Here is a 19,728-nt window from a genome sequence, read left to right on the forward strand (position 1 = left end):
AAGGACCACGATGACCTCGCTCCTCTCCCGCATCCTCGCCTCCGACGGCTCCCTGCCGTTCGCGGTCGTCCTCCGCCAGGGCCGCGACGCCGTCGACGTATTCACCGGTGATGTGCTCGACGTCGAGGGCCTGGCCGACATCCCGCTCGACGGCGACGACGTGCTGACCCTGGTGCCGTATCGGCAGGTACGCGAGCGCGGCTTCGCGGCGAAGGACGACGGAGCACCGCTGCGCAACCTCGTGGTGCGCGAGCGCGAGAGCGTGCCGCTCGCGGACGTGTTGCGCCTGCTGCCCGAGCGGGAGATTCCGGTGCAGGAGCGGGGCTTCGACGTACCGGACGACGAGTACGCCGACATCGTCCGGCGGGTGATCGAGCACGAGATCGGACGTGGCGAGGGTGCCAACTTCGTGATCAGCCGCGCCTTCGTCGCACAGACCGACGCTCCCCCGATCGAGGCCGTGCTGGCGTGGTTCCGCCGCCTGCTCACCGACGAGTCGGGCGCGTACTGGACCTTCGCGATCCACACTCCCGGTGTCGACGGCGCGCAGACGGTCACCGCCGTGGGTGCAACGCCCGAGCGCCATGTCTCGGTGCGGGACGGCGTCGCCATGATGAACCCGATCAGCGGCACCTTCCGCCACCCCGCCGCAGGGCCCACCGGGGAGGAGGTGCTCGCGTTCCTCGCCGATGTGAAGGAGAGCGAGGAGCTCTTCATGGTGGTGGACGAGGAGATGAAGATGATGAGCGCGGTCTGCCCGGAGGGCGGCCGCATCCTCGGCCCGTTCCTCAAGCAGATGTCGCGGCTCAGCCACACCGAATACCTGCTCGAGGGTCGGACCGGTCTCGACGTGCGGGAGGTGCTGCGGTTGACGATGTTCGCGCCCACCGTCACCGGCTCGCCGATGGAGAACGCCTGCGCCGTGATTGCCGAGTACGAGAAGGAGCCGCGCGGCTACTACTCGGGCGTGCTCGCCCTCTTCGAACCGGAGGAGCACGGCTACACGGTCGATGCGCCCATCCTGATCCGCACCGCCTATCTCCGCCCCGACGGCCGCCTCACCGTGCCCGCCGGTGCCACCCTGGTGCGCCACTCCACTCCCGAGGGCGAGGTCTCCGAGACGCGCGCGAAGGCGTCCGGCGTGCTGTCCGCCCTGGGCCTGCTGCCGCACCGCGACGTGCCGCCGGCGATCGACCTGAACGCGCAGCCGGGCGTGCAGGAGGCGCTCGAGGCGCGCAACGAGCGGCTCGCCTCGTTCTGGCTGCGGCCGCAGGCGCCCGAGCACATCGCCGGTCTCACCGGGCACACCGCGCTGATCGTCGACAACGAGGACCAGTTCACGACGATGCTCGCCCACCAGCTGCGCCACCTCGGGATGGAGGCCCGAGTCGAGCGCTGGTCGGAGGTCACCGACGTGCTGAGCGACGACCTCGTCGTCTTCGGCCCCGGCCCCGGCGATCCGCGTGACGACTCCGAACCGCGGATCGCGCACCTGCGCGAGTTGATGACCGCGCGCCTCGACGCGAAGCGGCCGATGCTCGCCGTCTGCCTCAGCCACCAGATGCTGTCGCTCCTGGCCGGGCTCCCGGTCGAGCCGCTGCCCGCGCCCCGGCAGGGCGTGCGGCTGGCGGTGGACGTGTTCGGCGAGGACGCGGCGATCGGCTACTACAACACCTTCTCCTCCATCGCCCCCGGCGTCGCGCGCACGCCCCGGTTGGGGCTCGAGGTCTCGGTCGATCCCGAGACGGGCGTCGTGAACGCTCTGCGCGGCGAGCACGTCGCCTCGGTGCAGGGGCACCTGGAGTCGGTGCTCTCCTCTGACGGCCTGCGCACCCTGGAGCGGCTGGTCCGCACCGCAACGGCGCAGCCCGCCCGCGCATGAGCGAGGTGCGACTGATCGCGTCCCCGGCCTACTCGGACGAGCTGCAGGTGGCGGTGGCGGCCAGTGTGCGCGCGGCGGCGGAGGCGGCGCGCGGCTGGTTCGGCCGCGGCGACAAGCTGGCGGCGGACGCGGCCTCGGTGGCGGCGATGCGCGCAGTACTGGCCGAGACGCCGTTCGACGGGGTCGTGGTGATCGGCGAGGGCGAGAAGGACGAGGCGCCGATGCTGGCGAACGGCGAGCGCCTCGGCCGCGCCGCCGCTCCCTCCTGTGACGTGGCCGTGGATCCGCTCGACGGCACCCGGCTCACGGCGGAGGGACTGCCCGGCTCCGTGAGCGTGATCGCGCTCGCCCCGCGCGGCACGATGTTCAACCCGCGCGACGTGTTCTACATGGACAAGCTGGTCTGCTCGCACGCTGGGCGGGGCGCTGTTTCGCTCGACCTCGCACCGGCCGAGAACTGCGCACGCCTGGCAGCGGCACTCGGGAAGCGGGTGACCGAGCTGGTCGTCGTCGTGCTCGACAAGCCGCGGCACGCCGGGCTGATCGCTGCGCTGCGCGGAGCCGGAGTCGCGCTCGAGCTGCGCGGCGAGGGTGACGTGTCGGTCGCGATCGAGGCGGCGGATCCCGCAGGACGCGTCGACCTCGTCCTCGGCATCGGCGGTACTCCGGAGGGAGTGGTCGCCGCGTGCGCCGTCCGCGCCCTCGGCGGCGTAATGGAGGGGCGCCTCGCCCCGCAGACCGCGGCCGAGCGCTCGAACGCCCTGGCCGCGGGCCACGACCTCGACCGCCTGCTGACGCTCGAGGACCTGGTCGCCTCCGACGACGTGCTCTTCGCGAGCGACGCGGTCTGAGCCTTTCCTCGGTCTGAGCCTTTCCTCGGTCTGAGCCTTTCCTCGGTGTTTGCGAAACGTTTCGCAGACCGCCGAGGCGCGGTCGCGGACCCTGGCGGCTCCCTCGGGGGTCCGCGACGGCGGATGCCCCGGTCGGGGGCATGAGGAAGCGCTCGTGCGCCGATCCGGCGCGCTCACCGGATGCCGGACTCGTCGTCGAGACCGGGATCGCCGGTCATCCACGGATCAACGGTCGGCCCGCACGGCGGTCGTCAGGCGCCCGCGTGCGGCCGGAAGTGCAGTCGTGAGACCGATCCTCCTGGCAGCAGGCGCGGCGGCAGCAGCTCGACGACCCGGTTCTCGTCCTGCACCCGGTCCTGGCTCAGCCGGCGCCCGAGGAGCTGCGCGGCGTGCGCGGCGATCGCCCGCGTGGGCTGCTCGATGATCGTCAGCCGGGGGATCGTCGTCTGAGCGACGTCGACCAGGTCGAACCCGATGACGGAGATGTCGTCGCCGAGCCGCAGCCCCGACTCGTTGATCGCAATCAGAGCGCCGAGCGTCAGCTCGGAGTTCGAGCAGAACAGGGCCGTCGGACGCGGGCGGGCCGTCAGAAGCCGCACCGCGGACGAGTGACCCGTCTCCACCGAGAGAGGACCCTCGGTGACGGCCACTGAGACGGCGTCGCCGGCCGCTCCCACGGTCTCGGTCTCGGCGATGAAGCCGTCGGCGCGCAGACGCATCGTCGAGACGGAGCGGTCGCCGCCGATGAGCCCGAGGCGTCGATGGCCGTGATCGAGGAGGTGGCGGGCAGCGATCGCGCCGGCGCGATGGTTGTCCAGGAACACGCCGTCGGCGTCGAGCCGCGCCTCCCAGTCGATCATGACGACCGGGATCCTCCTGGTGGCCTCCTCGAGAGGCTCCACGTCGTGTGCGGACGGGACGGCGATGATTCCGTCGACCATTCGACTGAGCAACAGCCCCACCGCATCGTCCTCGGCGCGAGGACTGGACGCGACGATCACGCTCATGCCCTCGCTCCGCAGCGCTTCCTCCACTCCGGCGATGATGTGCAGGTGGAACTCATTGTCCAGCGCCGGTAGGAGGACACCGACGATACGGGACCGCTGACGGCGCAGGCCCGCGGCGAACGCGTTCGGGCGGAAGTCCAGAGCCTCGACCGAGGCCTGGATCGCCGTCCGATTGGCCTCCCGCAGGGTCCCGCCATTGAAGTACTTCGAGATCGTTGCCAGCGAGAGGCCGGTCTCGCGTTGGATGTCCTTGTAGCTCGCCATGGCGAACCACCTCCTCCGGAGACTTCCGATCCGTTGCGGATCCTGTGCAGTGCGCCCGCGGTCGCTGACGTCGGGATCTCGAACAGGATCCCACGAGCAGTCACGGGTCCGCGCGTCCTGTGCCGCGGCTGTCGCTTGACGACCCCGCAGGACCGGCCTAACATCGCTTCAACCAAAGCGTAACGTTTCGTTCTGCGATGCGCGGGTTGAGTCGGACTCCTCTGGTCAGCAGAGGGAGTCGGGTCGCCGCGGCATCCCCCGTCCGATCGGTCACACGTCTCAAAGGAGAGCACATGCAGTCACACAGATCAATCCGCCCGACGCGGAGCGCTGCCCGACGCGGCGGTGCCGCACTCGTGGCCGCGGGAGCGGCCGCCGCACTCCTGGCGGGCTGCTCCGCGGGATCCAGCGGATCCGGCGTCTCCGGCATGGACGGCACGACGGTGAAGATGGGCACCTGGATCGGCGGGCAGAGCGACCAAGACCAGTGGTCCGCCTACGTCGACGCCGGCGAGGCGGCGGACCCGTCGGTCTCCGTCACGTTCTCCGGCCCTCCGATCGGCGACTTCTACACCAAGCTGCCGACCGTGATCCGGGGACGCGACGCGCCGTGCATCGTCACGCTGCAGAACGGCCAGGTCGACCCGTACGTCGCCGGGCTCGAGCCTCTGGCCGATCTGGCCGAAGCCGCGGGAGTGGACTTCGACGACTACAACTCGGCCATGATCCAGCAGCTGAGTGTCGACGGCGAGGTCTATGCGATCCCCTACGATGCGGCGCCCCAGGTCGTCTACTACAACAAGGAACTGTTCGCGGCCGCCGGGGTCCCGGATCCGGCGCTGGACTGGACGTCTGACGACTTCCTGGCCGCCGCGAAGGCGACCACCAAGGACGGTGTCTGGGGCTTCGCCCTCGGACAGGGCATCACCCCGGTGACCTCCCTGATGTCCGCGAATGGAGAGAACTACGTCTCGGACGACAGCGTCGCCGACCTGGAGAACGCCGACCTCGTGAAGCGCTTCCAGTGGTACGTCGATCTGGCTGCCGAGCAGGGAGTGGCCAAGCCGCTCGAGGCATCCGGCGGCAGCTTCCCGGACATCGACGCCTTCAGCACCGGTCAGGCCGCCATGAGCATGAACGGTCTCTGGGACCTCCCGCACGAGCAGGAGGTCCTCGGCGAAGACGTTGTCGGGGTCGCCACAGTGCCGAGCGACGACGGGAACTCGAGGGGCTACGTCGGTGGCACCGGATTCGCGATCACGAAGACCTGCGGCGACAAGGCGGCGGCATTCTCGGCGATCAAGGCGATCACCAGCGCCGAGGCGATGCAGAGCGTGGCCACGTCACGCGCGACCGTGGTCGCCCGCCCCGACAGCCTCGACGCCTGGGCGGAGGCGATCGGCTCGGAGCAGACGGCTGCCGTCGTGAAGCAGCTGCTGGACAACTCCTTCGCGACGCCGACACCGGCCAAACTCAGCCAGCTCAACACGCTGATGACCCAGTACGAGTCCGACGCCTTCTCGGGCAAGGCCAGCGCGCAGGAGGTTCTCCAGCAGGTCGCCTCGGGTCTGAGCCAGTGACCACCGCAGGTCTCCAGGACTCCGGCTCGAACAGTCCGAGTCAGGTCGCCCCCGTGCCGGTCGCACGGGGGCGACGCCCCTCCGGCGGCTCACCCGCGTGGGTCGGCTGGATCTTCGTGCTCCCGGGACTGCTCGGATTGCTGATCTTCATCGTGATCCCGATGATCGCGTCGCTGGTCCTGGGGTTCTCAGATTCCACGCTGCTCGGCGGAACGCACCTGACGGGCCTCGAGAACTTCGTGCGCCTCGTCAATGACCAGCAGTTCATCGCCAGCATCGTGGTGACGACCGTCTTCGTCGTCGTCTATACGCCGCTCAATATCGCGATCTCGCTCGGGATCGCCCTGTGGCTCAAGACGAGGCTGGCGGGGAGCAGCTGGCTCCGGGTCGTCTTCCTGATCCCGGCGCTGTCCCCGATGGTCGCGAACGCCGCGGTATTCCGGCTGATCCTGCAGCGGGACGGTGCGGTGAACGGCATGCTCGGCGCTGTCGGCATCGGACCCGTCCCGTGGCTCAGCGACGGGAACTGGGCCCTTGCGACAGTCATCATGGTCTCGCTCTGGCAGTCGTTCGGCTACAACATGATCATCATCGGAGCCGGCCTCGACTCGGTGAGCCCGGACGTGCTGGCCGCGTCCCGCATTGATGGGGCAGGGCCGATCCGGCGACTGTTCTCGATCAATCTGCCGCTGATCAGTCCGGCGCTGTTCTTCACCACAGTGCTGACGGTCATCGGCGCCTGGCAGACGTTCGCTCAGTCGTACGTGATCACCGGCGGCGGACCAGGCAACAGCACCACGACAATCATGCTCTACCTCTACCGGACGGCCTTCACCTACGACCAGCTCGGCTACGCCTCGGCGATCGCCACCGTGCTGTTCGCCATCATCGCCGTCTTCACACTCGTCCAGCTCTGGGGTCAAAAGAAGTGGGTGCACTATGACTAGTCCGGCCTCGATCGGTGTGAGGACCGTCCTCTCGACCGCGGCTCCGGCTTCGGCTTCGGCTCCGGCTCCGGCGACCCGCCGGAGGCGGCTGCGTCCGTGGGCCTTCGCAGCCAACACAGCGCTCGCCTGGGCCGTAGCGCTGATCTTCTCCTTCCCTCTCCTCTGGACCTTTTTCACCGCGCTGAAGCCGGCGAACGAGGTGTTCGGGCAACAGATCGAGTTCATCGGCTCGGAGGTCCTCTGGTCGAACTTCGTCGACGCGTGGGTGGAGGTCGACTTCGGTCGTCTCCTGCTGAACAGCCTGACCGTCGCGCTGATCTCGACAGCTCTGAGCGTCGTCATCGCGACGCTCACCGCTTTCGCCTTCTCGCGTCTGCGCTTCCCCGGGCGCGACGCTCTGTTCCTCCTGTTCATCATCACGCTGACACTGCCCATCGAGATCGCGGTGATCCCGCTCTACCTGGGATTCGACTCCGTCGGGCTCGTGGACACGTGGACGGCACTCATCCTTCCGGGTCTGTTCGGGGCCTACGGCACCTTCCTTCTGCGGCAATTCATGCTGCAGATCCCCGCCGAGCTCGAGGAGGCGGCGAAGATCGACGGAGCCTCGACCGGGCGGATCCTCGTCAGTGTCATCATGCCTCTGGTCCGCCCAGCGCTCTCGGTGTTGGCGATCTTCTCCTTCCTCGGGAGCTGGAACAGCTTCCTGTGGCCGCTCATCATCCTGAACAGCTCGGAGAAGTGGACGATCCCGATCGGTCTCGCAGGCTTCTCGGGTCAGACCGGTACGCAGTGGCAACTCCTCATGGCGGGCTGCGTGCTCACGATCATTCCGGTGGTCATCGTCGTCGCAATCGCGCAGAAGCAGCTCGTCGCCGCGATCGGAGCCGGTGCTTTCGGCGGTCGCTGAGCCAGGGAGCGAAGTGGCGCCGGATCATCCGATCCGGCGCCACTTCGCTGTCCGCTCCCGCCTATCGCGCTCCGGAACGCGTCCTACTCGGTCGCATCGAGCGCGATCTCGAGCACGGCGGCACCTCGGCGGTCGAGCGGCACCGAGTCGCCCGCGGCGTACGTCGCTCCGGTCACGAGGTCTCTCGCGGGCGCCGGCGTCGTGACTGACGTCGCAGCCGCGGACCAGTTGGACAGGAAGACGACCCGCGAGTGTCCGGTCGTCCCCGTGCTGACGCTGACCGAGTCGCCCGCGTGCCACTGCGACTTCTGTGTGTCCGGCACGAGCCAGCGGCCGATGCTGCGGCCGAGCGCGGGGTTGGGCACGGTGCCGACGGAGGAGACCCGGCCCGCACCGAAGGCATGGGTGGTCACCGCCGCGTCCGCCTCGAGCTCCGTCGGCTCGTACCGGAGCAGGACGTCGGCGTCGTCGACCTCCAGCACGTCGACCCACTCCGTCCCCGCGGCCCCCTCCTCCAGCGCCAGGTCGCCCTCCGCGTGCACCATCATCGGCGCATCGATGTTGGAGTACTCGTCGTAGTGAACGCCGGCGGCGTCGGTCAGGAATGCCGGGGCGACCGCGAGGCGCGCACGGGCCAGCTCGTCGGCGTAGCCGGTCCGGATGCCGAGGACGAGGTGGCCACCCGCCTCCGCGTAGGCCCGGAGGTGCTCGAGCATCGCGTCATCGGCGACGTAGACGGCCGGGGCGATGAGCACGGGGTAGCGTCGCACGAGCTCGGTGATGTCGGACGCGACGAACTGGCGCAGATGCTGAACCCGGATCTGCGCGCCGGCCTCGAAGAGCCCGCGGTAGAACGCGTCGAAGATCGTCAGGTAGGCGCGCGAGTCCGGGGATCCGTCGGCCCGCGCCAGCGGCGGGGTGAACTCGAACGACCACTTCGTGTCAGTGGAATAGAGCATCAGGACGTCGGCATCGGGCTCGTACTCGTCCAGCGCCGGGCCGAGTGCCTTCAGCGTCGCGCCGAGATCGGCGACCTCGCGGTAGATCCTGCCCGGTTGCTGACTGTGAGGGAGCACCCCGCCCCAATAGGTCTCGATGCCGAAGTGCAGCGTGTGCCAGTGCCAGTACTCGATCATCCGGCCTCCTCGGGCGAGCAGGGCGAGCGCCGCCTGCTTGATCTGGCCCGGGTACGGTGGATGGTTCGTCCACGAGCCATTGATGGACTGCGCGTTCGTCTCGGTCACGAGGTACTGCGTCTGGGCGGAGGAGAACGCGCGGTCGCCCCACTCGAACAGGGCCCACACGCCGGTCCCCCACCACGGCCTCTCGCGAGGGACCTCGGCGGTCGCATCGAGGTCGCCCTGCATCTTGTAGTAGGGATTGCCGGCGACGACATCGAGCGGAGCGACGATCTCGTCGTCCGAAATCTGCGCCTGGGAGTACGCGATGCAGGTCGTGACGAACTGGTCCTCCCTCGCGTACTCCCGGACGAGGTCGGCCTGCCAGGCGATCAGCTCGTTGGCCAGCGTGCTCTGGAAACGACGCCACTCCAGCTGGTACTGGGGCATCAGGTTGCCGTCGGGCCGCCACAGATCCGCCCAGTCGGACAGGCGGTGCGACCAGTAGACAAGGCCCCACTCGCGATTGAGGTCCTCGACGGTGCCGTAGCGCTCACGCAGCCAGCCGACGAAGCGCTGGAAGGTGTGCTCGTTATGGGGCAGGTGATTCCCGGGCTCGTTGTCGACCTGGTACCCGATGATCGCCGGATGGTCGGCGTACCGCGCGACGACTTTCCGCGCGATCCGGTCGGCGTAGAACCGGTAGGCGGGGTGGCTCTGGTCCATCTCCTGCCGGGCGCCCCACCCCATCCGGACTCCGGTCCGGGACTCGGCGGCGATCTCGGGGTGCAGGCGCTGCAGCCACGGCGGAATCGCGTAGGTCGGGGTGCCGAGGATGACGCTGATCCCCCGGGCATGGGCGGCGTCGAGGACCGGTTCGAGCCAGTCGAGGTCGAACACGCCCTCACGCGGCTCCCACGTCGACCAGACGGACTCACCCACGCGAATGACGGTGAAGCCCGCCTCCGCCATGAGATCCAGATCCCGCTCGAGCACGCCCTCCGGCTGGTACTCCACGTAGTACGCGGCTCCGAAGAGGACACCGGAGAACCGGGGGGCTGCAGGCATCATCGACCTTTCCATCCAGCGACACACGAGGCAGTGGCGCAAAGCGAAACGATACGCGCTGAGCGGTCACCGCTCAAGAAGGCGCGTCAGGCTCAGCGGTCGCCGCTGGGGGTGACGGATGTCATGGCTCAGTGGTGACGGAAGGCCGAGGCACGCGGGCGGGCGTCTCAGCAGGCTGAGGACATGACCTCGACCGACCTCGCCCTCCAGGCGACCGCCCTCACCAAGAGCTTTGGCTCCGTCGCCGCCGTCGCCGGGGTGGACCTCACCGTCCGACCCGGGGAGATCGTCGCCTTCCTCGGCCCGAACGGCGCGGGCAAGACCACGACCATCGACATGCTCCTGGGCCTCTCGATCCCGGACGCGGGCGAGGTCCGCGTCTTCGGGCGAGCGCCGCGCACCGCGATCGCGCACGGACTCGTCTCGGCAGTCCTGCAGACCGGGGGCCTGATCAAGGACCTCACCGTGCGCGAGACTCTCGAGCTGACCGCGAGCTTCTTCGCCGACACCCGGCCGATCGGCGAGGTACTGGAGCTGGCCGGCATCGCGGAGCGGAACGGGTGGCTGTGAGATCCGACACCCCCGAGCGCCGAGGAGAGCGACACGACGCTCAGATGCCGAGCGTGAACCGGCCACAGCTCTGGACGTGCAGCACCGCGAGGGCGCGTGCCACGAGCTGTCGATCAGCGCACAGCCGGCCCCTACTCGTCGTTCCGCCGATAAGGTGGTCCGATCGACTTCGTTGCAGCAGGTCCCCTCGCATCGAGCGCGGCCACTCCAGCATCCGAGGTCAGCCAAGAACCGGGTGGAGGAGGGGAACCGAGATCATGACCACCGCGATCGATGTCGCCGCCTACGTCGCCAACGCTGCGAACGTCCCCCGTGGGGACAGCATGAAGATCCAGAAACTGGTCTACTTCGCGCAGGCCTGGCATCTGGCGTGGACCGGTGGACCGATCTTCGACGAGGAGTTCGAGGCCTGGCCGAAAGGGCCCGTCGTTCGATCGGTTTTCCGAGAGAACCGTTACGCGTCCCTGCCCGCCCGCGTGGAAGTGAACGACGACGTCCGAGCGACGCTGGATTCGGTGCTCGACTTCTACGGGCACCGGGGCTATGAAGAACTGGTCGAGCTCACGCATGTCGATGCACCCTGGATCGACGCACGTCGCGGCCTCGATGTAGACGAGCCGTCTCAACGGATTGTGAAGCGCAACACCATGCTCGACTTCTCTTCGAGCAGGGCGATCAAAGGCGGCGACGTGCCTGAGCGGCGGGCCCACGTCGAGAACGCCGACACCGACGAGACAGGCTCTCTCGCCCGGAGCGTGATCGACCGCTGGAAGGAAGGTCTCGCGCTGCTCGCGAACAAGTGACCCTGTTCCTCACGGTCGATCAGGTCATCGCGCTGCACGGCGACAGAGATGGCGCGGCTCTGATCGACCGGGGCAAGCTCGAGGCCGCGGTCCCGCGACCTCAGGCTTCCTTCGGAGCGACGTTCTTGCATGCGACGGTCTACAAGCAGGCCAGCGTCCTTCTCCACGGCATCACGCAGGCACATGCCTTCCTCGACGCGAACAAGCGCACTGCCTGGGTGGCCAGCATCACTTTTCTCGAACTCAACGGCGTGCGCATCATCGACCTCGATCCTCACTCGAACCGCAGAACAGGGCGAGCACTGCGGCGCCGATGTCAGAGCGTGAGACAGCGCACCGGAGAAGGCCCCGGCTCGACGCGTGAACCGGGGCCTTCTCGCTGTAGCGGGAGCGGGACTTGAACCCGCGACACCACGATTATGAGCCGTGTGCTCTAACCACCTGAGCTACCCCGCCGCGCGTTCTTCGCAGGCCTGGCCTGCGGGGAACGGAGCCCCCTGTGGGAATCGGACCCACTACCTCTTCCTTACCAAGGAAGTGCTCTACCAATGAGCTAAGGGGGCGCACCTGCGGGCCGAACAGCCTCTTTCGGGGCGTGCCCGCGATTTGGCACCGTTAGACCCTAGCACCTCCGCGGAGCGTCGCTGACCGCGGGAGGCCTGCCCCCGCGGTCACCGGCCGGACTCTACGCTCGGCTCGCCTCGTCGAGGGCCGCAAGCTCCTCGGTGCTCAGTTCGAGGGACGCCGAGGCGACCAGCGCGGGCAGCTGCTCCATCACGCGGGCGCTCGCGATCGGAGCGACGACGCCGGACTGCGAGCGGAGCCACGCGAGCGCGACCGTCGCCACCTCGGCTCCGTGCGCCTCCGCCGTCGCATCGAGGGCCGCGAGCACCCGCCGGCCGCGGCCGTCCAGGTAACGGGCGGCGCCATCGGCCCGTGGACCGTCAGGGGTCGAGCCGTCGCGGTACTTGCCGGTCAGGAATCCGGAGGCGAGGGCGTAATAGGGGACGACGGCCAGCCCCGCTTCGCGCGCGAGCGGCAGCAGGTCCGCCTCGATCCCCCGCTCGACGAGGTTGTAGTGCGGCTGCAGGGCGACGGGCTTATGCAGCCCCTCCTCGCCCGCGACGCGCAGCCACTCGGCGATGCGCTCGGCGCTGAGGTTCGACACTCCGATCGCGCGGATCAGGCCCTGGTCGACGAGCTCCGAGAAGACGGCGGCGATGTCGGCCATCGGCACGGCTGCATCGTCGAAGTGGGCGTAGTAGAGATCGATCCGGTCGGTGCCGAGCCGCTCAAGGGAGGCGCGGGCGGCCGCGCGCACAGTATCGGGAGCGAGACCGGTGAACTGCGGGTGCCGACCCACTTTCGTCGCGATCACCACGTCGTCGCGGGAGCCCGAGCGCTGCGACAGCCACTCGCCGATGATCGTCTCGGACTCGCCGCCCCTGTTACCGGGCGCCCACGCGGAGTAGGAGTCGGCGGTGTCGATGAAGTCGCCGCCGGCGGCCGTGTAGCCGTCGAGGACGTCGAAGGAGGTCTGCCGGCCCGCCGTCCAGCCGAAGACATTGCCGCCGAGCGAGAGCGGGAACACGTCGATGCCGGAGTCGCCGAGCGGTGCGCGGGTGAGGGAGGAGGATGCTGCGCTGTCGATGGTCATTCTGTGATTCAAGACCCGCCGCGAGCCTCGATCGATCCCCCTCCCGCGCATGCGCGGGAAGGACTCAGGCTCTCAGCGCCGCGGGTAGTCGGCGTAGGCGAAGCGGGTGGAGTCGGGCGCCCATCCGGAGACGTTAGTCGTGCCCTGCCCGCCGTGGAGGCGCTGGAGCACGCGCCCGGGCTCTCGGGTCTCGCGGGCCTCCAGCTCGAGCAGCCGCAGCTCGACGTCGACGTTCTCCGGGTGTCCCGTCGTGCCCGCCGGGTAGGAGAGGTAGAGCAGGTGAGCGCCGTCCGGTGACTCGTGAGGGAACCAGTCGACGGTGGCCGACTCGACCAGCCGCGTGAGGCCGGAACCGTCGAGGCCGATGCGGAAGAGTTGCGCGCCTCCTCCTGCCCGCTCGGAGGTGAACACGAGGGTGTGTCCGTCGGCTGAGACGTCGACCCCGTCGTCGGCGGAGGCGTCGTCGGTCAGCGCGGTGAGGGCGCCGCCGCCGGCCGACATCGTGTAAACGTCAGTCCGCCATCCGCCGGAGGCGTCACCGCCGCCGATCACCGCGAGCGTCGCTCCGTCCGGCGAGATGCCGTGCAGGTAGTGCTTGAAGCGGACGCCCTCGCGCGCGGTCGTCAGACGCCGGGCGGGAGCGGAGCCGTCGAGCTGCACCGCGTAGAGGTGCCCGTCGCGTGCTGAAACGTACGCGACGCCTCCGGACGGAGCGAGCACGTGGTCGTTGTTGAGCTCGGCCGGCACCCCGGCGAGCGGAATCGGTTCGAGCTCGGCCGGGCCCTCGAGCGGCAGCCGGAAGAGGCGGCCGTCGCCGTTCACGATCAGCGCCGCCCCGTCCGGAGTCCAGTTCGGCGCCTCGACCAGGACCGAGTCGGACTCGAAGACGGTCCTCGGCTCTGCGGTCGCGAGGTCGTAGACGCGGAGACGGCAGAGCTGGTCGGGCAGGAGGGAGCGGGCCATGCCCCCACGGTAGGGCCCACTCCGATCGCGACGGCTCTGGTCAAGCCTTCCCGCACTCAGCTTCCGCCGGAACGCCCTCCGTTATTCTTGGTCCACGAATGCGCTGGGTGAACCGTGGGAGGAACATGTGATGCTCCTCATCCTGGTGATCTCGTTCGTGCTGGCCGTCGTCACACCCTGGCTGGTGGATCGCTTCGGCCCGACGACCTTCTACGCGCTGGCGCTCGTTCCGGCCGGCAGCTTCGTCGCCACCGCGACCGCGCTCCCCACAATCCTCGACGGCGGTGAGATCCGCGAGACGGTGCCGTGGATTCCCGCTCTCGACATCGCGCTCTCCTTCCGGCTCGACGCGCTCTCGATCGTCCTCGCCCTCGTGGTCAGCGGAGTCGGCGCCCTCGTCCTGGCGTACTGCGCGTCGTACTTCAGCCGCGACGAGCCCTCGCTCGGTCGCTTCGCGGCGCTCCTGTCTGCGTTCGCCGGAGTGATGTACGGCCTCGTCACGGCCGACGACGTGATCATCCTCTTCGTCTTCTGGGAGGCGACGAGCGTTCTCTCCTACCTCCTGATCGGCCACTACAGCGGGCGCAAGGAGAGCCGGGGTGCCGGACTTCAGGCGCTGCTGGTGACGACACTCGGTGGCCTGGCGATGCTGGTCGGCATCGTGATCCTGATCGTGCAGGCCGGTACCACCAGCCTCTCCGGGATCGTCGCCGCGGCTCCCTCCGGGCCGATCGTGTCGACGGCGCTGGTGCTCGTGCTGCTGGGCGCGTTCTCGAAGTCGGCGCTGGTCCCCTTCCACTTCTGGCTGCCGGCCGCGATGGCCGCCCCGACGCCGGTCAGCGCCTACCTGCACGCGGCGGCGATGGTGAAGGCGGGGATCTACCTCGTTGCGCGCCTCGCGCCGGGCTTCGCCGACGACTCCGTCTGGCTGCCGGTGGTGGTCAGCGTCGGCGTCTGGACCATGCTCGTCGGCGGCTGGCGCTCGCTCCGCCAGTACGACCTCAAGCTCGTGCTCGCGTACGGCACCGTCAGCCAGCTCGGCTTCCTCACCGTCGCCGTGGGTTTCGGCTCGCGCGACGCGGCACTGGCCGGTCTGACGCTCCTGATCGCCCACGCGCTCTTCAAGGCGCTACTCTTCCTCACCGTCGGGATCATCGATCATCGCGCCGGCACGCGCGACCTCCGCAAGCTCAGCGGTCTCGGCCGACAGGCGCCCGTCCTCGCCGCGGCCGCGCTGATCGGTGTGCTCTCGATGGCCGGCATCCCGCCGCTGCTGGGATTCGTCGCCAAGGAAGCGGTGTTCACCAGCCTGATCTCGGCGATCGAGCAGGGCTCGTTCTGGGCGTGGGTCGCGCTCGTGGGCCTCGTGCTCGGCTCGATCCTCACCGTCGCCTACTCGGCCCGCTTGTTCTGGGGCGCTTTCGCCCGCGAGAAGGGCCTCGAGGACACGCACCTGCACGCCGAGCCGTGGACCTTCACCGCCGCTCCCGTGCTGCTCGCCGCCGCCAGCGTGATCGGCGGGCTCGCCGCCTCCGTGCTCGACCCGCTCGTGGCCGTCTCCGCCGACACCCTCCCGTCCGCGGCGCCCGACGCGGACCCGCGACTCGCAGCCGCGGCGGAGGCCTCGGACCACGGCGGCTACCACCTCGCGCTCTGGCACGGCTTCGAGCCCGCGCTGGGTCTGAGCGCCCTCGTGATCGCGGTCGGCCTCCTCCTCTTCGCCAAGCGCGTCGCCGTCGCGCGTGCCCAGTCGATGCTGCCCAACCGGATCGACTCCGCCGAGGGCTACTGGGCCACGGTCCGCTGGCTCGACCGCGTCGCCAGCACGGTCACCGAGTCCGTGCAGCGCGGATCGCTCCCCCGCTACCTCACGGTGATCTTCGCGGTCTTCGTACTCGGCGTCGGCGGTGCGGCTGCCCTGAACCGCACCTGGCCCGGCGACCTCGTCTTCTGGGACAGCCCGGGACAGCTCGCGGTCGCGGCCGTGATGATCCTCGCGGCGCTCCTCTGCGCGATCGCGCGCAACCGCGTCGCCGCCGTGCTGCTTGCCGGGGCCACCGGCTACGGGATGGTCGCCCTCTTCGCCCTGCAGGGCGCCCCCGACCTCGCCCTCACCCAGGCGCTGATCGAGACGGTGACGCTGGTGGTCTTCGTCCTCGTGCTGCGCCGCCTCCCCACCCGTATCGCCGCGAAGCACCAGCCGATGCGCAAGCGGCTGCGTGCCGTCATCGGCATCGCGGTCGGAGCGGTGATGGCTCTCGCCGCCACGATCGCCCTCGGAGCCCGGACCGCGACGCCGATCTCGGCGGAGCTGCCCCGGCTCGCCTACGAGGAGGGCAAGGGCCGCAACATCGTCAACGTCCTGCTGGTCGACATCCGCGCCTGGGACACGATGGGCGAGATCTCGGTGCTGGTCGTCGTCGCTACCGGAGTCGCGAGCCTGATCTTCCTCTCCAGCAGAGCCGGAGGTGCACCCCGCCTCGAGGCGCAGGGCGCGGGCGACCGCCGCGATCGCGCGATGGACCTGACCGCCTCCTCCGACGACTCCGAGCGAGAGGGCGACCGCGGCTCCTGGCTCGTCGCGGGACGCACGCTCCGCCCCGAGAACCGCTCGATCGTGCTCGAGGTGCTGGTGCGCTTGCTGTTCCACCCCGCGATGATCGTCTCGGTCTACCTGCTCTTCACCGGCCACAACACCCCGGGCGGAGGCTTCGCGGGCGGACTGCTCGCCGGCCTCGCCCTCGTCGCGCGCTACCTCGCCGGCGGCCGCTTCGAACTCGGCGAAGCCGCTCCGATCGACGCCGGCAAGGTGCTCGGGCTCGGCCTCTTCTTCGCCGTCGGTACCGCTGTCTCCTCCCTCGCCTTCGGCCTCGAGGTGCTGGAGTCGAGCTGGCTCGACCTCGAGGTGCCGGTGCTCGGCGAGCTCCACCTCGGCACATCCACCCTCTTCGATATCGGGGTGTACCTGATCGTGATCGGCCTCGCCCTGGACATCCTCCGCAGCCTCGGCGGCGAGGTGGACCGTCACGGCGAGGAGGCCGAGCAGGGCTCCCCCTCGGGCGACGGCGTGACGCACTCGACGGACAGCACCCCCGGCCCCGGCCAGGGCACCGTCGACGGACTCGAGACCACACTCCCCACGGGCTCCACCGTCATCGGCGGACCAGGCCGGGGGGACGGCACGTGAGCATCACCCTCGTCCTCGTCGTCGTGATGGCGGTGCTGTACGCCGCGGGCGTCTACCAGATGCTTGAGCGCAGCCTCACCCGGATCCTGATCGGGTTCCTGCTCGTCGGGAACGCGACCAACATCCTCATCCTGCTGATGGCCGGCCGCTCAGGCATCGCGCCGTTCGTCTCCGACGACGGCCGCTCCTACGAGCAGATCGCCGCCGAGATGGCCGACCCGCTGCCGCAGGCGCTGATCCTGACGGCGATCGTCATCACCTTCGGAGTGTCCGCCTTCCTCCTCGCGATGATCTACCGGCGCTGGCGCCTCGCCAACGCCGACCAGGTGGAGGACGACGAGACCGACGCCTCCGTCCGCGAGGACGCGGCGGGCATCTCGGCGCAGACGACCGCCGATGACCGGGCGCTCGACGTGCTGCTCGAATCCAGCGACGAGGGCACCGCCGCCAAGCACGGGGAGAGCGCCATGACCGATGACAGGAAGGAGGACCGATGAACGCCCTGATCCCGCTCGTCGTCACCCTCCCCCTCCTGGGAGCGGCCGTCGCGCTGATCCTCGGCCGCCACCGGCGCGCGCAGATCACGGTGAACATCGTCACGCTCTCCACTGTGCTGGTGATCTCCTCGGTGATGCTCGTTCTCGTCCTCACCGGCGACGGAGGCGGCAACGCCGTCTACGTGGGCGGCTGGGAGCCGCCGTGGGGCATCGTGCTCGTCGTCGATCCGCTCGCCGCCCTGATGCTCGTGATCACCTCGATCACGCTGCTGGGCGTCCTGCTCTTCTCCGTCGGCCAAGGCCTGGTCGACGGCAACCGCGAAACGCCGGTGACGATCTTCCATCCGACCTACCTGATCCTCTCGGCGGGCATCCTCAACGCCTTCGTCGCGGGCGATCTGTTCAACCTCTACGTCGGCTTCGAGATCCTGCTCGCCGCGAGCTACGTGCTCATTACCCTGGGCGGCACTGCGCCGCGCATCCGAGCCGGCACGACCTATGTGGTCGTCAGCCTGGTCTCGAGCGTGTTCTTCCTCTCGGCAATCGGCCTGCTCTACGGGGCGACCGGCACCGTCAACATGGCGCAGCTCTCGATCCGGATCGCCGAGCTCCCCGCCGACGTGCAGCTGGTCCTGCACGTGGTGCTCTTGCTGGGCTTCGGGATCAAGGCGGCCGTGTTCCCGCTGTCGTTCTGGCTCCCGGACTCGTACCCCACGGCTCCCGCTCCCGTCACCGCGGTCTTCGCCGGGCTGCTCACGAAGGTCGGCGTGTATGCGCTGATCCGCACCGAGACTCTGCTCTTCCCAGGCGGCAGGCTGAGCGACGTCCTGCTGGTGGTGGCGCTCCTGACACTGATCGTCGGCATCCTCGGCGCGGTCGCGCAGGCCGACATCAAGCGGATGCTGTCCTTCACACTGGTCTCGCACATCGGCTACATGGTGTTCGGGATCGCGGTGGGCACCCCGGCCGGTTACGCCGCGACGATCTTCTATGTCATCCACCACATCACGGTGCAGACGACGCTGTTCCTCGCGACCGGTCTGATCGAGCGGGTCGGCGGCACCACGTCGATCCTGCGCCTGGGTGGGCTGCTGAAGGCCTCGCCGCTGCTCGCGCTGCTCTACTTCATCCCCGCGATGAACCTCGGCGGTATCCCGCCGTTCACCGGCTTCCTCGGCAAGGTGGGGCTTTTCGTCGCCGGCACGGAGTCGGCCGTCGACCAGCCGTCCTGGCTGATCTGGGCCGTCATCGCCGCCGGGGCCGTGACCTCGCTACTGACGCTCTACGCGGTCGCCCGCGTCTGGAACATGGTCTTCTGGCGCCGCCAGGAGGAGGTGCCCGGCTACGAGTCCCCCCTGATCGACCAGCTGCAGGAGGACCCGCACGACACGGGCAGCATCCGCACCCGTCACTCGCCGCCGATGATGGTGCTCGCCACCGCGGGCATGGTCGTGGTCGGAGTTGTACTCACCATCGGCGCCGGACCGCTCTACGACGCGAGTGAGCACGCCGCGAACGCGGTCGCCGATCCCGCGACCTACATTGCGACCGTTTACCGCGAGTCGTCCTTCGGAGAGGAGGGGCCGCGATGAGCCCCCGCCGCCGCGTCGACATTTGGAACCGCGTCGCGATGTTCGCGACCCTCGTCGGCATCTGGGTGCTGCTCTGGGACGACGTCTCGGTGCTGTCGATCGTCACCGGCTTGCTGATCGCCCTGCTGATCACGCGGGTGTTCTACCTGCCGCCGGTCGAGTTCTCGAACCGCATCAATCCGTGGTTCGTGCTCCTCTTCCTCCTGCGCCTGCTGGCCGACATCGCGGTGGCCTCGGTGCGCGTGTCCTGGCAGATCCTGACGCTGCCGGTCCCGGTGCACAACGCCATCGTCGCCGTGCACCTGCGCAGCCGCTCCGAGGGGATGCTGGTGTGGACGACCGAGGCCGTCTCGCTCGTGCCCGGTTCCCTCGTGATCGACGTCGACCCGCAGCTGAACGTGCTCTACCTGCACGTGCTCGGCGTGACCCACGACGAGGGCGAGCGGATCGAGGAGGTTCGCCGCACGGTGCTGCGGACGGAGGCGCGCATCGTCCGCGCTATTGGCTCCCGCGAGGATGTGCAGCGGGTGAGCCGGCCGCTCGAGGCCGGGGCGGGGGCGGTCCGGTGATCGACTGGCTGTTCTGGATCCTGGTGCCCGTATTCGGTGCCGCGTGCCTGCTCGCGCTCGTGCGCATCCTCCGCGGGCCCTCGGTGCTCGACCGCGTGGTCGCCGCCGACGTGCTTGTCGCAACGATCATCTGCGGGATCGGCGCCGAGATGGCCGTCAATCACCATGCGCGGACCCTGCCCGTCGCGCTCGGACTCGCGCTCTTCGCCGTCTTCGGCTCGATCAGCGTCGCCAAATTCATGGCCAACCGCGAGGAGGACTGA

General features: G+C 69.3%; 16 protein-coding genes, 2 tRNA genes and 1 pseudogene. 13 read left to right on the forward strand and 6 right to left on the reverse strand.

Annotated features, from left to right (window positions below):
* The first annotated feature begins 10 nt into the window (after nt 1-10).
* Both C5D07_RS00280 and C5D07_RS00285 read left to right on the forward strand, forming a co-directional pair.
* Nucleotides 11-1,882, forward strand: coding sequence for an anthranilate synthase family protein (locus C5D07_RS00280; RefSeq protein WP_068255282.1), 1,872 nt, complete (start codon nt 11-13; stop codon nt 1,880-1,882).
* Nucleotides 1,879-2,733, forward strand: coding sequence for a class II fructose-bisphosphatase family protein (locus C5D07_RS00285; protein WP_104258344.1), 855 nt, complete (start codon nt 1,879-1,881; stop codon nt 2,731-2,733). The genes C5D07_RS00280 and C5D07_RS00285 overlap by 4 nt, the downstream gene beginning before the upstream one ends.
* A gap of 251 nt (nt 2,734-2,984) precedes the next feature.
* Here the strand turns inward: C5D07_RS00285 and C5D07_RS00290 are convergent, their stop codons facing one another.
* Nucleotides 2,985-4,004: a LacI family DNA-binding transcriptional regulator gene (locus C5D07_RS00290; RefSeq protein WP_068255287.1), complete on the reverse strand. Its 1,020-nt coding sequence runs from the start codon at nt 4,002-4,004 to the stop codon at nt 2,985-2,987.
* A 293-nt stretch (nt 4,005-4,297) separates the two neighbouring features.
* Here C5D07_RS00290 and C5D07_RS00295 point away from each other — a divergent pair, with 293 nt between their 5' ends.
* Genes C5D07_RS00295 through C5D07_RS00305 form a run of 3 tightly spaced genes read left to right on the forward strand, consistent with a single transcriptional unit; the run spans nt 4,298 to nt 7,441 of the window.
* Complete coding sequence (locus tag C5D07_RS00295; RefSeq protein WP_068255289.1) at nt 4,298-5,584, forward strand: ABC transporter substrate-binding protein; 1,287 nt, start codon at nt 4,298-4,300, stop codon at nt 5,582-5,584.
* On the forward strand, nt 5,581-6,531 hold the full coding sequence (locus tag C5D07_RS00300; protein ID WP_084416026.1) for a carbohydrate ABC transporter permease: 951 nt from the start codon (nt 5,581-5,583) through the stop codon (nt 6,529-6,531). The genes C5D07_RS00295 and C5D07_RS00300 overlap by 4 nt, the downstream gene beginning before the upstream one ends.
* Nucleotides 6,524-7,441, forward strand: a complete 918-nt coding sequence (locus C5D07_RS00305) for a carbohydrate ABC transporter permease (protein WP_084416027.1) — start codon at nt 6,524-6,526, stop codon at nt 7,439-7,441. Before C5D07_RS00300 ends, C5D07_RS00305 begins: the two co-directional genes overlap by 8 nt.
* Before the next feature lie 83 nt (nt 7,442-7,524).
* On the opposite strand, the gene C5D07_RS00310 is transcribed toward C5D07_RS00305, so the two are convergent.
* Entirely contained in the window at nt 7,525-9,627 is a 2,103-nt protein-coding gene (locus C5D07_RS00310; protein ID WP_068257615.1) for a beta-galactosidase, read from the reverse strand.
* A gap of 183 nt (nt 9,628-9,810) precedes the next feature.
* On the opposite strand from C5D07_RS00310, the pseudogene C5D07_RS00315 reads away from it, so the two are divergent.
* The 3 genes and pseudogenes from C5D07_RS00315 to C5D07_RS00325 all read left to right on the forward strand — a co-directional run.
* A pseudogene (locus C5D07_RS00315) lies at nt 9,811-10,179 on the forward strand (ATP-binding cassette domain-containing protein); the annotation flags it as partial.
* Nucleotides 10,180-10,454: 275 nt separating this feature from the next.
* Nucleotides 10,455-11,000: a Panacea domain-containing protein gene (locus C5D07_RS00320; protein ID WP_068255292.1), complete on the forward strand. Its 546-nt coding sequence runs from the start codon at nt 10,455-10,457 to the stop codon at nt 10,998-11,000.
* Nucleotides 10,997-11,401 (forward strand): type II toxin-antitoxin system death-on-curing family toxin, encoded by a 405-nt coding sequence (locus C5D07_RS00325; RefSeq protein WP_170063467.1) that lies wholly within the window; start codon nt 10,997-10,999, stop codon nt 11,399-11,401. The genes C5D07_RS00320 and C5D07_RS00325 overlap by 4 nt, the downstream gene beginning before the upstream one ends.
* Here the strand turns inward: C5D07_RS00325 and C5D07_RS00330 are convergent.
* The 4 genes from C5D07_RS00330 to C5D07_RS00345 all read right to left on the reverse strand — a co-directional run bounded on the left by C5D07_RS00330 (nt 11,383) and on the right by C5D07_RS00345 (nt 13,620).
* Nucleotides 11,383-11,456 (reverse strand) — tRNA-Met (locus C5D07_RS00330). The genes C5D07_RS00325 and C5D07_RS00330 overlap by 19 nt on opposite strands.
* A gap of 35 nt (nt 11,457-11,491) precedes the next feature.
* Nucleotides 11,492-11,563, reverse strand: a tRNA-Thr gene (locus C5D07_RS00335).
* 122 nt (nt 11,564-11,685) lie between these two features.
* Nucleotides 11,686-12,657: an aldo/keto reductase gene (locus C5D07_RS00340; RefSeq protein ID WP_104258349.1), complete on the reverse strand. Its 972-nt coding sequence runs from the start codon at nt 12,655-12,657 to the stop codon at nt 11,686-11,688.
* Between the two features lie 72 nt (nt 12,658-12,729).
* On the reverse strand, nt 12,730-13,620 hold the full coding sequence (locus C5D07_RS00345; RefSeq protein WP_068255299.1) for a TolB family protein: 891 nt from the start codon (nt 13,618-13,620) through the stop codon (nt 12,730-12,732).
* Nucleotides 13,621-13,750: 130 nt separating this feature from the next.
* On the opposite strand from C5D07_RS00345, the gene C5D07_RS00350 reads away from it, so the two are divergent.
* Genes C5D07_RS00350 through C5D07_RS00370 form a run of 5 tightly spaced genes read left to right on the forward strand, consistent with a single transcriptional unit; the run spans nt 13,751 to nt 19,728 of the window.
* A complete protein-coding gene (locus tag C5D07_RS00350; protein WP_104258350.1) occupies nt 13,751-16,807 on the forward strand; it encodes a Na+/H+ antiporter subunit A in 3,057 nt (1,018 codons plus the stop codon).
* A complete protein-coding gene (locus tag C5D07_RS00355) occupies nt 16,804-17,304 on the forward strand; it encodes a Na(+)/H(+) antiporter subunit C (RefSeq protein ID WP_068255304.1) in 501 nt (166 codons plus the stop codon). Before C5D07_RS00350 ends, C5D07_RS00355 begins: the two co-directional genes overlap by 4 nt.
* Nucleotides 17,301-18,896 (forward strand): Na+/H+ antiporter subunit D, encoded by a 1,596-nt coding sequence (locus C5D07_RS00360; protein ID WP_068255306.1) that lies wholly within the window; start codon nt 17,301-17,303, stop codon nt 18,894-18,896. Before C5D07_RS00355 ends, C5D07_RS00360 begins: the two co-directional genes overlap by 4 nt.
* Nucleotides 18,893-19,465 carry a Na+/H+ antiporter subunit E gene (locus C5D07_RS00365; RefSeq protein WP_068255308.1) on the forward strand — a complete coding sequence of 191 codons (573 nt, stop codon included), beginning with the start codon at nt 18,893-18,895 and terminating at the stop codon, nt 19,463-19,465. The genes C5D07_RS00360 and C5D07_RS00365 overlap by 4 nt, the downstream gene beginning before the upstream one ends.
* Complete coding sequence (locus C5D07_RS00370; RefSeq protein ID WP_308470755.1) at nt 19,462-19,728, forward strand: MrpF/PhaF family protein; 267 nt, start codon at nt 19,462-19,464, stop codon at nt 19,726-19,728. The genes C5D07_RS00365 and C5D07_RS00370 overlap by 4 nt, the downstream gene beginning before the upstream one ends.

The organism is Rathayibacter tritici (assembly GCF_002932875.1).
Classification (GTDB): domain Bacteria; phylum Actinomycetota; class Actinomycetes; order Actinomycetales; family Microbacteriaceae; genus Rathayibacter; species Rathayibacter tritici.

Bases quoted from the DNA above. Each gene is read 5' to 3' on its own strand.
- C5D07_RS00280 (WP_068255282.1), top strand. From the start codon at position 11: ATGACCTCGCTCCTCTCCCGCATCCTCGCCTCCGACGGCTCCCTGCCG.
- C5D07_RS00285 (WP_104258344.1), top strand. From the start codon at position 1,879: ATGAGCGAGGTGCGACTGATCGCGTCCCCGGCCTACTCGGACGAGCTG.
- C5D07_RS00290 (WP_068255287.1), bottom strand. From the start codon at position 4,004: ATGGCGAGCTACAAGGACATCCAACGCGAGACCGGCCTCTCGCTGGCA.
- C5D07_RS00295 (WP_068255289.1), top strand. From the start codon at position 4,298: ATGCAGTCACACAGATCAATCCGCCCGACGCGGAGCGCTGCCCGACGC.
- C5D07_RS00305 (WP_084416027.1), top strand. From the start codon at position 6,524: ATGACTAGTCCGGCCTCGATCGGTGTGAGGACCGTCCTCTCGACCGCG.
- C5D07_RS00310 (WP_068257615.1), bottom strand. From the start codon at position 9,627: ATGCCTGCAGCCCCCCGGTTCTCCGGTGTCCTCTTCGGAGCCGCGTAC.
- C5D07_RS00320 (WP_068255292.1), top strand. From the start codon at position 10,455: ATGACCACCGCGATCGATGTCGCCGCCTACGTCGCCAACGCTGCGAAC.
- C5D07_RS00340 (WP_104258349.1), bottom strand. From the start codon at position 12,657: ATGACCATCGACAGCGCAGCATCCTCCTCCCTCACCCGCGCACCGCTC.
- C5D07_RS00345 (WP_068255299.1), bottom strand. From the start codon at position 13,620: ATGGCCCGCTCCCTCCTGCCCGACCAGCTCTGCCGTCTCCGCGTCTAC.
- C5D07_RS00350 (WP_104258350.1), top strand. From the start codon at position 13,751: ATGCTCCTCATCCTGGTGATCTCGTTCGTGCTGGCCGTCGTCACACCC.
- C5D07_RS00360 (WP_068255306.1), top strand. From the start codon at position 17,301: ATGAACGCCCTGATCCCGCTCGTCGTCACCCTCCCCCTCCTGGGAGCG.
- C5D07_RS00365 (WP_068255308.1), top strand. From the start codon at position 18,893: ATGAGCCCCCGCCGCCGCGTCGACATTTGGAACCGCGTCGCGATGTTC.